Origin of the sequence: Paenibacillus macquariensis (assembly GCF_900156375.1) — a bacterium.
GTDB classification, from domain to species: domain Bacteria; phylum Bacillota; class Bacilli; order Paenibacillales; family Paenibacillaceae; genus Paenibacillus_AQ; species Paenibacillus_AQ macquariensis.
In genome coordinates this window covers 234,425-249,356 of record NZ_FTNK01000003.1, presented here as the reverse complement: position 1 = coordinate 249,356, position 14,932 = coordinate 234,425, and the positions used below count along the sequence as shown (strand labels likewise).

The 14,932-nt window shown below is 41.4% G+C and carries 12 protein-coding genes; 7 read left to right on the top strand and 5 right to left on the bottom strand.

Annotation, left to right across the window (positions count from 1 at the left end; translation table 11 throughout):
* The first annotated feature begins 158 nt into the window (after positions 1 to 158).
* From mnmL to BW961_RS06920, 4 genes are read left to right on the top strand one after another with little or no spacing between them, the layout of a single operon-like run.
* The gene (mnmL, locus tag BW961_RS06935) at positions 159 to 1,112 is read left to right on the top strand and encodes a tRNA modification radical SAM protein MnmL/YtqA (protein ID WP_068582631.1); all 954 of its coding nucleotides are present in this window, start codon (positions 159 to 161) and stop codon (positions 1,110 to 1,112) included.
* A gap of 1 nt (position 1,113) precedes the next feature.
* Positions 1,114 to 1,695 carry a tRNA 5-(aminomethyl)-2-thiouridylate-methyltransferase MnmM gene (gene mnmM / locus BW961_RS06930; protein WP_068582628.1) on the top strand — a complete coding sequence of 194 codons (582 nt, stop codon included), beginning with the start codon at positions 1,114 to 1,116 and terminating at the stop codon, positions 1,693 to 1,695.
* A 36-nt stretch (positions 1,696 to 1,731) separates the two neighbouring features.
* Positions 1,732 to 2,700, top strand: a complete 969-nt coding sequence (locus BW961_RS06925; protein WP_068582624.1) for a type I phosphomannose isomerase catalytic subunit — start codon at positions 1,732 to 1,734, stop codon at positions 2,698 to 2,700.
* Positions 2,701 to 2,756: 56 nt separating this feature from the next.
* Positions 2,757 to 3,683: an alpha/beta fold hydrolase gene (locus BW961_RS06920; RefSeq protein ID WP_244555890.1), complete on the top strand. Its 927-nt coding sequence runs from the start codon at positions 2,757 to 2,759 to the stop codon at positions 3,681 to 3,683.
* A gap of 68 nt (positions 3,684 to 3,751) precedes the next feature.
* Here the strand turns inward: BW961_RS06920 and BW961_RS06915 are convergent, their stop codons facing one another.
* Together BW961_RS06915 and recQ are read right to left on the bottom strand one after the other, a co-directional pair.
* Complete coding sequence (locus tag BW961_RS06915; RefSeq protein ID WP_068583430.1) at positions 3,752 to 5,524, bottom strand: B12-binding domain-containing radical SAM protein; 1,773 nt, start codon at positions 5,522 to 5,524, stop codon at positions 3,752 to 3,754.
* 18 nt (positions 5,525 to 5,542) lie between these two features.
* Entirely contained in the window at positions 5,543 to 7,408 is a 1,866-nt protein-coding gene (recQ, locus tag BW961_RS06910; protein ID WP_068582621.1) for a DNA helicase RecQ, read from the bottom strand.
* Positions 7,409 to 7,580: 172 nt separating this feature from the next.
* Between recQ and BW961_RS06905 the strand changes: the two genes are divergently transcribed.
* Positions 7,581 to 8,555: an RluA family pseudouridine synthase gene (locus tag BW961_RS06905; protein ID WP_068582618.1), complete on the top strand. Its 975-nt coding sequence runs from the start codon at positions 7,581 to 7,583 to the stop codon at positions 8,553 to 8,555.
* A 289-nt stretch (positions 8,556 to 8,844) separates the two neighbouring features.
* Positions 8,845 to 9,033: a hypothetical protein gene (locus BW961_RS06900; protein WP_068582616.1), complete on the top strand. Its 189-nt coding sequence runs from the start codon at positions 8,845 to 8,847 to the stop codon at positions 9,031 to 9,033.
* A gap of 99 nt (positions 9,034 to 9,132) precedes the next feature.
* On the opposite strand, the gene BW961_RS06895 is transcribed toward BW961_RS06900, so the two are convergent.
* The 3 genes from BW961_RS06895 to BW961_RS06885 form a co-directional block, all read right to left on the bottom strand.
* Positions 9,133 to 9,453 carry a rhodanese-like domain-containing protein gene (locus BW961_RS06895; protein WP_068582613.1) on the bottom strand — a complete coding sequence of 107 codons (321 nt, stop codon included), beginning with the start codon at positions 9,451 to 9,453 and terminating at the stop codon, positions 9,133 to 9,135.
* A gap of 128 nt (positions 9,454 to 9,581) precedes the next feature.
* Positions 9,582 to 10,889, bottom strand: a complete 1,308-nt coding sequence (gene odhB / locus BW961_RS06890) for a 2-oxoglutarate dehydrogenase complex dihydrolipoyllysine-residue succinyltransferase (RefSeq protein ID WP_068582610.1) — start codon at positions 10,887 to 10,889, stop codon at positions 9,582 to 9,584.
* Between the two features lie 30 nt (positions 10,890 to 10,919).
* Positions 10,920 to 13,781 (bottom strand): 2-oxoglutarate dehydrogenase E1 component, encoded by a 2,862-nt coding sequence (locus tag BW961_RS06885; protein ID WP_068582607.1) that lies wholly within the window; start codon positions 13,779 to 13,781, stop codon positions 10,920 to 10,922.
* Positions 13,782 to 14,068: 287 nt separating this feature from the next.
* On the opposite strand from BW961_RS06885, the gene BW961_RS06880 reads away from it, so the two are divergent.
* On the top strand, positions 14,069 to 14,833 hold the full coding sequence (locus tag BW961_RS06880) for a YwaF family protein (RefSeq protein ID WP_068582604.1): 765 nt from the start codon (positions 14,069 to 14,071) through the stop codon (positions 14,831 to 14,833).
* Positions 14,834 to 14,932 lie beyond the last annotated feature (99 nt).

Below are 14,932 nucleotides of genomic sequence, written 5' to 3'. Positions count from 1 at the left end.
TATATATAATATTAACATATTATGTAAGGTTTTTCAATGATATTCCTCTCTATTATTCGCCTGTTTTCAATTGAATCACATTACTTTTCCCCTTCTTTTTGTTATAATGGTTGCTGCATGTCTTATACAAAGGATTTCACAAAAGGAGCACCTCATGAATGAATCATTCACCTATTGCTAACCCATTACTGTGGGGAGATAAAAGATTTCATACATGGAATTACGAGATGCATCAACAGTTTAACGATAAAGTATTCAAAGTTATGCTTGATGCTGGATTTACTTGCCCAAACCGTGATGGTTCTATAGCTAAAGGAGGATGTACCTTCTGCAGTGCACGGGGATCTGGAGACTTTGCAGGAAGTAGACGTGAAGATCTTGTCACTCAATTCAATACGATTCGGGACAAACAACATCTGAAGTGGCCTAATGCACAATACATTGGCTATTTCCAAGCTTATACAAACACTTACGCACCTGTTGAGGAGCTAAGAGAATACTTTGAAGTTATTTTAAAGCAACCTGGTGTAGTTGGCCTATCTATTGCTACTCGTCCAGATTGTCTACCCGATGACGTGATTGAATATTTGGCAGAACTGAATGAACGTACGTATCTCTGGGTCGAAATGGGACTACAGACGATCCATGACTCCACTTCTGAACTTATTAACCGTGCTCATGATACAGCCTGTTATGAAGAAGCTGTCGCTAAATTACGTAAGCACAATATCCGTGTGTGCACTCACATCATTTACGGTCTTCCTCAAGAAAGTCACGAGATGATGTTAGAGACAGGCAGAGCAGTTGCCAATATGGATGTCCAAGGCATCAAAATTCATTTACTTCATCTCATGCGTAAAACACCCATGGTGAAGCAATATGAAGCAGGTTTATTACGATTCTTAGAAAAAGACGAATATATCAAACTCATCGTTGACACGCTTGAGATGTTACCGCCCGAAATGATCGTTCATCGGCTAACAGGTGACGCCCCAAGAGATCTGCTAATCGGACCAATGTGGAGCCTTAATAAATGGGAAGTTCTCAATGGTTTCGACGCTGAACTTAAAGCGCGTGATACTTGGCAAGGTAAGTATTGGAGGGAACATTAATATGGGCTTTCTCTCCGTTCTCAGCTTTGCACACAAATTAGTATCCGAGCGACTTAAACTTGGAGATATAGCCATTGATGCAACCATAGGTACGGGTACAGATACCCTATTTTTAGCAAAATCCGTAGGACCTAAAGGACAGGTCTATGGGTTCGATATTCAAGAGGAAGCTCTTATCCTCACCCAGCAAAGACTTGATCAACATGTGCTGTCTTCCATATCACCTGTAACTCTACTACTTCAGAGCCACGTCGATATGTTGAAGAGCATTCCACAAGTTCATCACGGCAAGCTAACTGCCATCATGTTCAACCTTGGATACTTGCCATCAAGCGCATCTAATAAAGATATAATAACGATGACCGACAGCACCTTAACCGCACTTCAGGCTAGCCTTGAGCTCCTTCGACCAGGAGGCGTTATAACCATTGTGTTATATCCTGGACATCCAGGAGGAGACACAGAATCAGCAGTTGTACAAGAATGGGCTGCTAACATTCCGCAATCGGTTGCACAATCCATCATTTATCGTCAGCTACAGCGCTTTGATGCGCCTTTTACTATAGGTATAGAAAAGAAATAAGCTGTTAATTAACACAACTCGAGAGGATGACTAATTATGATTAAGCCTTATCCATTGCAATTTCAACCTGAATTCAAAGAACGTGTATGGGGAGGTAGAGCTCTAGAACAATTCGGACTCAATTTGCCTGAAGGCCATATTGGAGAAGGTTGGATGATAGCCGATCACCCGAATGGTACAACTAACGTCATGAATGGTGAACTTGCAGGACTTGGATTAGATCAAATTCGTGAGCAATTAGGTAAGGAATGGTTCGGAAGCAAGGGATTCTCAGAAGTCAATGGGCGTTTCCCTCTTCTCATTAAGCTACTCGACTGTAATGATGACTTATCTATACAAGTTCACCCTAAAGATGATTATGTTGGATTACCAAAAGGCGAATTGGGTAAAACTGAAATGTGGTACGTGCTCGATGCGAAACCAGGTTCCAAAATTATCTACGGATTAAACGATGGTGTTACTAGAGAAAGTCTACAACTAGCCTTAGAGAATGGAACAGTTACTGACAGTTTGAGAGAAGTACCTGTAGAAGCAGGTGATACGTTCTATATCCCTTCAGGTACGGTTCATGCACTTTGTGCAGGCGTTGTTGTTGCAGAGATTCAACAGAACTCGGACACGACTTACCGTCTGTACGACTACAACCGCCCAGGACTAGATGGTCAACCGAGAGATTTACATATTGAAGATTCATTGAACGTTATTGCTTATAAGGGCTCTGGTGCCACAACCATGAAGACAGATGCGGTAGTACCGGGAGAGTGGCTGACCCTAGCGAGCTCTCCGTACTTTATCGTTGAGAAAGGTATTGTTTCTGGAAACTGGGCACTAACAACTACACCTGATAGCTTTGCGATTCTTGTCATTTGTGAAGGACAAGGCGTATTGAAATGGACCGACGGATCATTAGATATTGCAGCAGGACAATGTATTCTATTACCAGCAAATTTACTGCATTATGAACTTGAAGGTAATGCTACTGTTCTACGTACTTATCTTCCTTAATATCATAGTGAATTAATCAGTATTGATTTGATTGTCATTGTAAGGGGGGCGTTTTTTTGGAAAAGCGTTCATTTTCATTAATTAATCAACAAGGGATGTCTCTTCACGTTTACGAGTGGCTTCCTGAGGACGCAGTCCCGCTAAAGGGTATCGTTCAAATTGTTCATGGCATGGCTGAGACGGCAGACCGATATTCAAGGGTAGCCTCACCTCTTTGCGAATTGGGTTATGTTGTTTATGCTCATGATCAGCGTGGGCATGGAAAGACCGCCAAGAGTATTGAATCACTTGGAGATTGCGGTGATGATTGTTTTAACGGCATGGTCAATGACATTCTAGAACTAGGTGATTTGCTAAAAAGTAAGTATGGAGGATTACCTCATTACTTATTCGGTCATAGTATGGGGTCATTTCTAACGCAACGAATCATGGAGCATCATGGTGAACCATATTCAGGGTTTATCCTATCTGGGACAAATGGTCCCCGGTCTAACCTTGGCTTAGCCAGGAGCATAGCTCTGATGCAAATAAAACTCCAAGGCGCCCCCCATCACAGTCTTATGCTGAATGCGTTGGTATTTGGACGATATAATCATAGAATATCACCTACACGTACCACATTCGACTGGTTATCTAGAGATGAAGATGAAGTCGACAAATATATACAAGATCCCTATTGCGGTGAGGTTTGTACAGCTGGATTCTTCCGTGATTTTTTCGGATTATTACGGGACATTCAAAAACCAAGTAGTTATCGTACAATCAATAAGAATAAACCCATCTATATATTTGCCGGTGATGACGATCCCGTTGGATCTTACGGAAAAGGCGTGACTCACCTTCATCAAATATACCTTAAGTTAGGAATACGCGATGTAGAGTGTCGACTGTATCCTGGTGGAAGACATGAGATGCTGAACGAGACCAATCGTGATGAAGTAACTGCTGATCTACTCGACTGGTTAGCACGACACAATAATTGATAACAAACTAAAAGGCTATCTAGTCCATTGCGGACTAGATAGCCTTTTGATTATTCTTATAAAGAAGATTACAGCAATGCCGCTAATTCTAGCTTCCACGTAAACCAACGAGGACGCTGTGTCTCATCTTGCTGATACAGAACAATCAACAACGTCTGCTGATCTGTTCGATTTGACACCTTGCCTTCTTCGTTCAATAAGGCATCCAAATCGAATGGGAGTATATCCATCACAGCATGTTTCTGTAATCCACGCTCATCCAATTGAAGCGCTGCAAACTCTGCAGATACTTGCTCTGGATGTGCTGCAAGAGATTTCATATATACCGACCATTTATCTTTGGTTAATCGTTCATCCCACCAAATGGTACGGGGTTTATATTTGTGATTCATGAAATAATCCAGCTTCATCAGACCTAAGATAACGTCCATCCGTTGTACACCACGGAATTCAAGGAAACTATGAAGACGGAGGAATAGATCCTCCAATTGATGTCCTATCTTCTGCCAGCCTTGTCCTTCCCAGTAATCCCCGAAGTCCTGGAAGAAATCAAATGGAGAGTCAAATTCATTCTTCATAAGATACTTCAATGTGTGGTCCATACGATGCGCATTCCAGTACTTCTCAAGTACGTCTTCAAGGCGCTTCAAGTGGATAATATCTGCGAACGAAAGCTTGTTACTACTTAATATTTCATACGGTGCGTATTCCATATACTTATATTCATACTTGTCCGCATCAATTCGAAGTCCCGTACCTCGCAACATCTTGAGGAAACCTAATTGTAATTCTTCGGGTTCCATTGCAAATACATCATTGAACGTCGTCCGGAATGTGTCATAGTCTTCATCTGGTAATCCAGCAATTAGATCAAGATGTTGATCGATGTTTCCAGAGGCTTTGATTGTGTTAACGGTACGAGATAACTTCGTGAAATTCTGGCGACGTTTAACAAGTTCGTTCGTTACGTCGTTCGTAGATTGCACACCAATCTCGAAGCGGAATATCCCCGGAGGGGCATTCGCAGCTAAATATTCTAGCACCTCAGGACGCATGATATCGGCAGTAATCTCGAATTGAAACACGCACCCGCGGTTATTTTCAATAATAAATTCAAACATTTCCATCGCATAGTTACGATTAATATTAAATGTTCGATCAAGAAATTTGATAATCTTTGCCCCGTGATCGATCAAATACGTAATATCCGACTTCACACGTTCAATATCGTAATACCGTACACCCACTTCAATACTGGATAGGCAGAATTGACAGTTGAATGGGCAACCCCTACTCGTCTCAAAATAAACAATACGTTTGCCCAAATCTGGGATATCCTCTGGGAAACGGTAAGGTGACGGTAGCGTATTTAAATCAATTTTGGGACGTCCCGGATTGATCACAATCTCGTCGCCTTTACGGTAGGTTGCACCATATACGAAATGGAACTTTCGGTCACCCTCAATTGTCTTTAACAAATGATGTAATGTCTCTTCTCCGTCACCCATCACGATGTGATCGACATTCTTAATTCGCTCCATCCAATGTTGTGTATCATAAGACACTTCAGGTCCACCTAGTACAATCGTTACCTCAGGCATCACTTGTTTAACAATATCAACAACCTTGATTGTCTCTTCAATATTCCAAATGTAACAAGAGAACCCAATGACATCCGGCTTCCTTTGATATAGATCAGATACAATATTCATCACGGGGTCTTTGATCGTATATTCAGCAAGTTCAATGTCGAACTCTTTCTCGCTATAGGCTTTTAATAACCGGATCGCTAGCGACGTATGAATATATTTAGCATTTAATGTAGATAAAACGACTTTCATCATTCACACAACTTTCTTTTATTCATAATCATCTGTGTATCCGTCATGATTCTGGTTTTGGAAAAAGTCCAAAAATGGCTTCCCGTATTTACGGAATTTTACTTCTCCAACGCCTTTGATCTTCAGAATTTGTGACTCTGTCTGTGGACATACGACACTCATTTCACGCAATGTCGCATCGTTAAAAATAATGTAGGACGGCACATGTTCCTTACCTGCAAGCTCACGTCGAACGAGGCGTAATTGTTCAAATATCGTCTCATTCACTGCGGATGGCGAAATATCTCGACCTCTAGTCTTACTATAACCTCCTGCAACTGCTCCACTTGTCCGTGTTGGACGAGCAACTCGTTGCATGACCTGTCGTTGCCCTTTAAGCACATCAGCAGCTAAGGGTTGAAGTTTTAACACCGGATATTGTCCTTCCGAGAGAGATAAATACCCATCTGACGCCATCACGTTAATCACTTCGGAGATTTCCTTTTCCGTCCGATTGGACATCGCCCCATAAGTCGATAGACTTCCGAAACCGTACTGTAATACTTTCTTGTTCCGAGATCCTTTGAGCACCGAAGCAACCATCGATACACCGTACCGTTCACGCATACGATGAATGCAGGAGAATATCTTCTGAGCATCAATGGTCATATCGATAAGTTCCCTTTCATCTGTACAAGAACTACATGTTCCACATCGCTTACCTTCATGAACTTCCCCAAAATAATCTAACATAGCATTACGTAAGCAGCGATTGGTATAACAATAGTCTAACATCTGCTGTAGCTTTCGGTAATCGTTATGTTTTCGTTCATCATCGAGTTGATTCTGCTCAATTAGAAACTTTTGAGTCATGATATCCTGCCCACTGAACAGTAGGATACATTGACTCGGTTCGCCATCACGACCAGCGCGACCGGCCTCCTGTACGTAGGCTTCCATATTCTTCGGCATACTGTAGTGGATAACATAACGCACGTTAGATTTATCAATACCCATTCCAAATGCATTGGTAGCTACGATCACCCGGATATCATCATATAGGAATCCTTCCTGACTCGCTGCTCGTTCAATATCACTCATCCCCGCATGATAACGACCTACAGAAATGCCAGCACTCTGAAGACGCTCATATAGTAGATCCACGTCTTTACGTGTCGCAGCATAGATGATTCCTGTCTCATGAGCATGCTCAGCTGTATAGGTCATAACAAACTCTCGCTTGTTCTCCCCCCGCAGTACGGACATCGCCAGATTATCACGTCCTAGACCTGTAACGAATACCTGTGGCTCTTGAAGACGCAACAGCTTCACAATATCGTCCATCACTTCTGGTGTAGCCGTTGCGGTGAATGCAGCTACAATAGGCCGTTGAGAAAGACCTTCTACAAAAGGAGCAACAGCTAGGTAACTTGTCCGGAAATCATGTCCCCATTGAGATACGCAGTGTGCTTCATCTACGGCAATACAAGAAATCGGGAGATAAGACATTTGTTCGCGGAACCAATCCAATTCCAGCCGTTCAGGTGCCACATACAGTAATTTCAGATCGCCTTGTGCTGCAGCTCGGATTCGGTCATTGACTTCCTTCCCACTAAGCGTGCTGTTAATGAAAGCTGCAGAGATTCCCGCTGTAGTAAGCGCATCTACTTGGTCCTTCATTAAAGAAATCAATGGAGACACGACGAGTGTAAGTCCAGGCAGCATCAATGCAGGAATTTGATAACAGATGGACTTCCCTCCACCCGTAGGCATAATTCCTAAGGTATCTCTGCTATCTAGTAAGCTTGATACAATATTTCTTTGACCTTCACGGAAATCCGGATAGCCATAATATTTCTGCAGATATGTCTGTGCTCGATCCAAGGTCATAGATTCCATTATCATCATTTATACTCCTTAATACACCAATAACAAATATTCTTATAATATAAGTTTACTGGGCTTTGATCGAATGAGCAACCCAAGTAGAATCACTCAAGTTTCTATATCGTAGCATTGCACCATCACTCATGGTATTATTGGACAGGAAACCACATGAGGATGGAGAATTCATGATATGAAGAATAAACAGCGTTCTGGCCAAGGCCAACAACAATCTTTTAATAAAAGCAAAAATAAATCTAACCCAACACATCGTAATAATACATCAAGTAACAAACAATATACGGTGAAAGAAAATGCAGAACTATTGGCATTCTTATTGAGCACGCTATCAAATATCGGACGTAACTCGGTTAAATCCATGTTAGCTCGCGGACAAATTTATGTGAATGGCAAAGCTGTTACTGCATACAATTTCCCACTTGAGCCCGGAAATACAGTAACCGTCTCTAAAGATAAGATTATAGAAGAAGTCCCACTTGTAGGACTCCGCATTCTGCATGAAGATGATGATATTATCGTTGTATATAAAGAAGCTGGTCTACTGTCTGTCGCTGCTTCGCAGGAAGACGAACTTACAGCTTATCGTCAACTAACAGCACATGTACGGGAGAAAAATCAAAGCAGTCGCATATTTGTAGTACATCGTCTTGACCGCGATACGTCAGGTGTGATGATGTTCGCGAAGAAAGAAGAAGTAAAGCAGAAGCTTCAAGAGTCTTGGCAAGAGATGGTCAAAGAGCGTACTTATATCGCATTGGTTGAAGGTAAAGTAAAGAGATCCGAGGGAACGATTAAATCGTGGCTCAAGGAAAGTAGCACATTAAAGATGTATTCCAGCCCGCATCCCACTAATGCCCAATTAGCGATAACACATTATAAAACCCTACAAACCAATAGCTATTTCTCACTGCTAGCAGTTAATCTCGAAACTGGACGTAAGAACCAAATTCGAGTTCACATGGAGGATCTTGGTCATCCTATCGCAAGTGATAAGAAGTATGGTGCAAAGACTAGAAGCTTAGGAAGACTTGGCCTTCACGCGCAAATATTAGCTTTTGAACACCCAACAACAGGTGAAGTCATGACCTTCAAAACAGAAATTCCAAAGACATTCCTAAATCCTTTCAAAGATGCCCCTACTAAATAAAGAAACCCGATCTATATTCATCCTACTTGGATAAGTATAGGCCGGGTTCTTTATTTATATAGATCAATAGCAAAATACTTTGACTGAAACAATATGGGATAGGAAACTTCATCGAGTTAATATTCATCAAAAGATTCGTTCAATAAATATCTAACATCAACAAAATACATACGCAAACTACGTAGATGGATAGCCATTATCTCAATCTCATTTGAGAAACATTATCAATTAGAGGGCAGATATGGTACAATAATGTTCGAATCCACTTTGACGAAAAGGAGTCGAACAGATGAAGACAGTAACGGCACAACAAGCCGCTTTGCACATTGATGACTATTTAGACCTACTAAATTTGGCTAAAAAAGTAGAAGATCTTAAATGGCAGAAAGAAATTATCCGTAAACTTAAAAGAATGAACGATTCCAATTCATCCTCTAAACCCTATTATAATGAGTCTAATCCCATAAAACATCTATAGATACTTATCGCACTTTTAAATATGTCACCTAAAAATTTCACATTAGAAGGGGCTACCGAATGATTCGGTAGCCCCTTCTAATGTTCTATCTAAGCATACTTACTTACCGAATACGACTGGACCTTCCCATGCTAACATACCACCCGACATATTTATCACTTTGTAACCTTGTTCGGTAAGGTACTCGCAAGCTCTGGCACTACGACCACCACTACGACATACCATGATCGTTACCTGATTAGGATCAAGCTCTTGATGACGTTCTGTTAACGTCCCAAGTGGAATATGCTTCGCTTGGGAGATGTGTCCTGATTCCCACTCATCGTCTTCACGAACATCAATAATATCAATCTTCTCACCTTTAGCTATCATTTCCTGAACTTCTTCAACATCTAATTCATTTACCGGTGTATTACTCATTTATGCCACTCCCTTTAATCCTTCATTCATATAGGCTACTTTCTCTTTCTCATGGTAACATAAGTAGTTCTCTTAATAAAACAAGCAGACCACGTATGGCCTGCTTGTTATCATCAATATAATTGCTGTTATCCTTCAAGTAGTAATGATTCAGGATCCTCAAGCATTTCCTTCACTGCAACTAAGAAACGTACAGCTTCACTACCATCCACAATACGATGATCATAGGAAAGTGCGATATACATCATCGGACGATTTTCCATTCTCTCCTGATCAATTGCAATCGGACGTAGTTGAATCTTATGCATACCTAGAATACCTACCTGAGGTGTGTTAAGAATCGGTGTAGATAACAAGGATCCGAATACCCCTCCGTTAGTAATGGTAAAGGTACCACCTTGAAGTTCCGAGATGTTCAGTGTGTTCGTACGCGCTTTTCCTGCTAACTCACCGATTGTTCGCTCTATTTCCGCAAACCCGAGACGTTCAGCATCACGTACAACAGGTACTACCAATCCCTCTTTGGCTGAAACAGCAATTCCAATATCGTAGTATTTCTTAATAACAATATCTTCTCCATCAATTTCGGCATTAAGAAGCGGGAACTTTTTCAACGCACCTACAACAGCCTTAGTAAAGAACGACATGAACCCAAGACCTACATCATGTTTCTCTTGGAAAGCTTGCTTACGTCTCTTACGAATATCAAGGATTGCAGTCATATCTACTTCATTAAATGTCGTAAGCATAGCTGCCGTTCTTTGTGCTTCTACTAGACGCTTCGCAATCGTTGCACGACGTCGGGACATCCGCTCGCGTACTGTTGGTTTGGAGTTCTCAGCGAACTCTGGCTTCGCTGCAACCACTGCTGGCGGGCTTAACTTAGCCTTATCTTGTCCATTTGAAGAAGAGCTCAGCTGGTCACTAGAAGATTCGGAGTGATTACGTACATTTTCTTGATAGATACGACCCTTCGTATCGCGATCTTGTACTTGTTCTAGATCAATTCCGCGCTCACGTGCTAATTTCCGTGCAGAAGGTGACGCTGCTAAGAAAGATGCACTATCAGCAGATGCTGAAGGTTGTTCAGATCGTGTCATCGTAGCAACCGCAGTAGCCTTCTGCTGAGCAGCTGGCTGTTTCTTATCTTCAATGTGAGCAGGCTCTTTAGTAGAAGATTCTCCAACACTCGCTGCTTCCCCACCTGATTGGATTCGACCAATGACTTCACCAATCTGGACCGTATCGCCTTCTTGTCTAAGAATCTTCTCTAGCACCCCATCTTGCTCGGCACTAATCTCTAAGTTGACTTTATCTGTCTCAAGTTCAAGAAGTATATCCCCAAGGTTAACGGAATCTCCTTCTTTCACATGCCATTTGTATATTGTTCCTTCTGTAATGGATTCTCCCATTGCGGGCACAGTTATATTATTCAAGTCTTCTACCTCCTCATGGACATATTAGTTTTATTTCGTCTTAATCGTTTCCTGTTGCAAGCGAAGTGCCAATGAAATAATCTGTTGTTGTTCAAAAATATGAACCTTCTGATAACCACTAGCCGTACTTGAGCGCTCAGGACGACCATTGTAAGAAACGGATACTCCAGCAGGCGATATCGCACGAATACGTGGTTCAATATAACGCCACGCCCCCATATTTTGAGGTTCTTCTTGTACCCACACGATCTCTTTAAGATTCGTTAAACGACCCAGTATTTCCTTCAATTCACTCTCAGGGAACGGATAAAGTTGTTCTACACGTGCAATATGCAACCAGTCAGGACGTTTAACCTCTTCATTGTCTAAGGCCTCTTCTATTTCAACGGCAATTTTACCAGAGCATAGAAGTAAACGTTCTACACTTTCAGGTTTCCCTCCTAAACCAAGCTGTTCCAATACCCGTTTGAACGATCCTTCACTGAACTCAGAACTAGAAGAACCTACTCTTGGATTACGGATCAAGCTCTTCGGAGACATGATGATAAGTGGTCTTGCCTCTTCCGTCTCGGTAAGTGCTGCCTGACGACGTAACAAATGGAAATACTGTGCAGCGCTAGTTAGGTTCGCAACGGTCATGTTATCGTCTCCTGATAATTGGAGAAAACGTTCAAGCCGCGCACTGGAGTGTTCAGGTCCCTGTCCCTCATATCCATGAGGTAATAGCATAATCAGACTTGAATTCTGCGTCCATTTGGAACGTCCCGCTGAAATGAACTGATCCATAATCACTTGAGCACAGTTAGAGAAATCGCCATATTGCGCTTCCCAGATGACCATCGTCTCTGGTGAGAATACGTTGTATCCATATTCAAATCCTAGTACAGATGCTTCAGATAGTGGACTGTTATGGATAGCGAAGGATGCCTTCGCTTGCGGCAATTCATGCAACGGACAATACGTACCACCAGACTCAGGATCATGTAACACTAAATTACGATGTGCAAAAGTCGCGCGTTCCGCGTCTTGCCCACTGATACGAATAGGTTTGCCGTCCGAAAGAATCGTTGCGAAAGCCAATGTCTCTGCAAGTCCCCAATCTACCTTTTCTCCTTCATTCAAGGAACTGTTACGGCGTTCAAGAATACGCTGCAACTTCGGATAGACTGTAAAGCCTTGAGGGCGTTTCAGAAGATCTTTATTAATCTGTTGAAGTTTATCCAATGGTACTTTGGTGGATACAGGTTGTGGCACTTCAGGTACCAGGACAGCAATACTCTGCTGAGCCGCATTCTGTACATCATTTCGTTTCATTAGATCATAAGCATCCTTCATGCGATTAATGACACCTTGCTTGAGTTGCTCAGACTGTTCTTCCGAAATCCGTCCTTCATTGGATAACTTAGCAGCATATATATTACTTACGCGTTCGTGATTTCTAACTTTTTGATATATCAATGGTTGCGTCGTATCTGGATCATCCGTTTCATTATGTCCATAGCGACGATACCCCACAAGGTCAATCAAGAAGTCTTTCTTAAAGCGATTACGATATTCACTAGCCATACGCATAGCCGCAATACAAGCTTCAGGATCATCTGCATTCACGTGAACGATCGGAATTTCATATCCTTTTGCTAAATCACTAGCATAATGAGTGGAACGAGAGTCTTTACTCTCTGTCGTAAATCCTAGATTGTTGTTCACAATAATATGAATGGTTCCACCGTTCTGGTAACCTGGTAATTTGGTGAAGTTCAATGTTTCTGCAACAATTCCTTCTCCTGGAAAAGCAGCATCACCGTGAATGAGAACCGTTGCTGCCTTGTTCACATCTTGTTTAGGATATCCAGGTTGTCCCCGATCTTCCTGAGCTGCACGCGCATACCCTTCTACAACCGGATTAACGAACTCAAGGTGACTTGGATTGTTCGCTAAGGTAATTCTAGCTTCAAGCTCGTTGCCATCTTTTAATAGACGGTTCGCTCCTAAGTGGTATTTAACATCACCAGTCCAACCATAGTTGATACCCGTTGATCCCTCTGAAGGAATCAACTTTTTGTTAGGTGAATTATGGAACTCTGAGAAAATATTCTGATATGGCTTACCAAGTACATGCGCCAATACGTTCAATCTTCCCCGATGCGCCATCCCCATCAAGATATGCTTCGCACCACTACCTATCATTTGGCGTAACATTTCATCAAGCATTGGAACAAGAACATCATTTCCCTCAATAGAGAAACGTTTCTGTCCAACGAATGTCCGATGGAGAAACTCTTCAAATTGCTCTACTTGATGTAATCGTTCTAGTAGTGTTCTACGTTCCTCTAAAGTTAGCCCCGGCGAAGGAGATTCGGCTTGACTGTTTAACCAGTTCCGTTCTTCCTCCTCGTGCACATGACTAAATTCATAAGCTATAGTACCTGTATATAATTCATGAAGTCGCACAATAGCGTCCCATCCTGTAGTGACATCCTCAGGCGCGTTATGCCAAATTAAGGAAGATGGAAACGCTTTTAAATCTTCTTGCGACAAATGATATCGTTCTGGTTGGAGCAGCCTTGTGTCAGATGCAGGACGAAGTCCTAGTGGATCTATATCTGCCTGTAAATGACCATAGGCACGAATATTCCATACAAGCTTCCCAGCGTCTACACCTTTTTTCAACAAATTTCTGTCCCATGAAATACGATCACTTGGTGCTTTCGGAGCCGAATCTTCATCAGTTATTGAAGTTGGTGCTCCCCACAAACCAAATAAATGTTGGAATGTTTCATCCACAGAAGTTGGATTGTTCAGATACCGATCATATTGTTCATGTACATAACCAAGATTGGGGCCGTAATAAGTTTGCCACGGATCGCTAGTCTGTTGCTTATTCGTTATCATTGTCGGATATACCTCCGTCTTGAGCTATAATAGTTACTTTTGGAATAACTTTCTAAAATCTCATTCTTTGATCTCTTCTATTATAGTCCTTTGTAGACAATAGCTGAAATAACCATTTCATATAGTTATGATCTAATAAACAGATCAATCGCATATCTTATCTAAGATTTCATACAGAAAAGATGCGTTTTATTGAAACCCTCACTGAATCATCCATAATTTTGGTAATATATTAGTAATACCCTTAATTGCCTATGTCCAATACGATCCATGAAAGGAGAATTTCAATGCCATCTTCTTTTTTTGACTATCAAAGTCCGGATGTTTTCCACGCCTACTCCACAGCTCATCTCATTCAAATTTCCATTCTAATGATCCTATCCTTATTAATGTTCACACTGAGGTTCGCTATTAAAAGAAAGGCTTCAGTGAAAAGAACGATTCGTTATCTGATTGTTGCCATGTTGATATTGTCAGAAGTCACGCTCAATATTTGGTATGTCTCACAAGGAATATGGCGTGCCCAAACATCATTGCCCCTTGAATTATGTAGTGTAACTTTGTTACTAGCCATTATTATGCTTCTAACTAGAAGCCGTTTATTGTATTCGATTGTTTTTTTCGCAGGAATAACAGGTGCGCTTCAAGCTGTACTCACACCAAGCTTAGACTATACATATCCACATTTCCGATTTCTACAATTCTTTATCGCTCATTTCGGTATCATTCTTTCAGCGTTATATATGACATGGATTGAAGATTACAGACCAACTTGGAAATCGATCGGAGTCGCCTTAATTTTCTTAAATGTTCTTGCCATTATCGTCGGATTCATCAATTACATCATAGGTTCTAACTACATGTTCTTGATGCATAAACCACTTACGCCATCCATTCTTGATTGGTTAGGTCCACATCCCTATTATTTATTGTCCGAACAAGGTATTGCACTTCTCTTCTTCACCCTACTGCACTTGTTATTCTTCGTATTACCTAGTTCGTGGAAGCAACATTCTCTAAAAAACAATTCAAAAGCAAAATCTTATCTATAGGCAAGTAAAATTAGCGCGATAAAAAAATGATGAATGAAAAAATGGTTGAGTAGGAGAATACCCTACTCAACCATTTTGTTCCTAACCATGCTAATGACT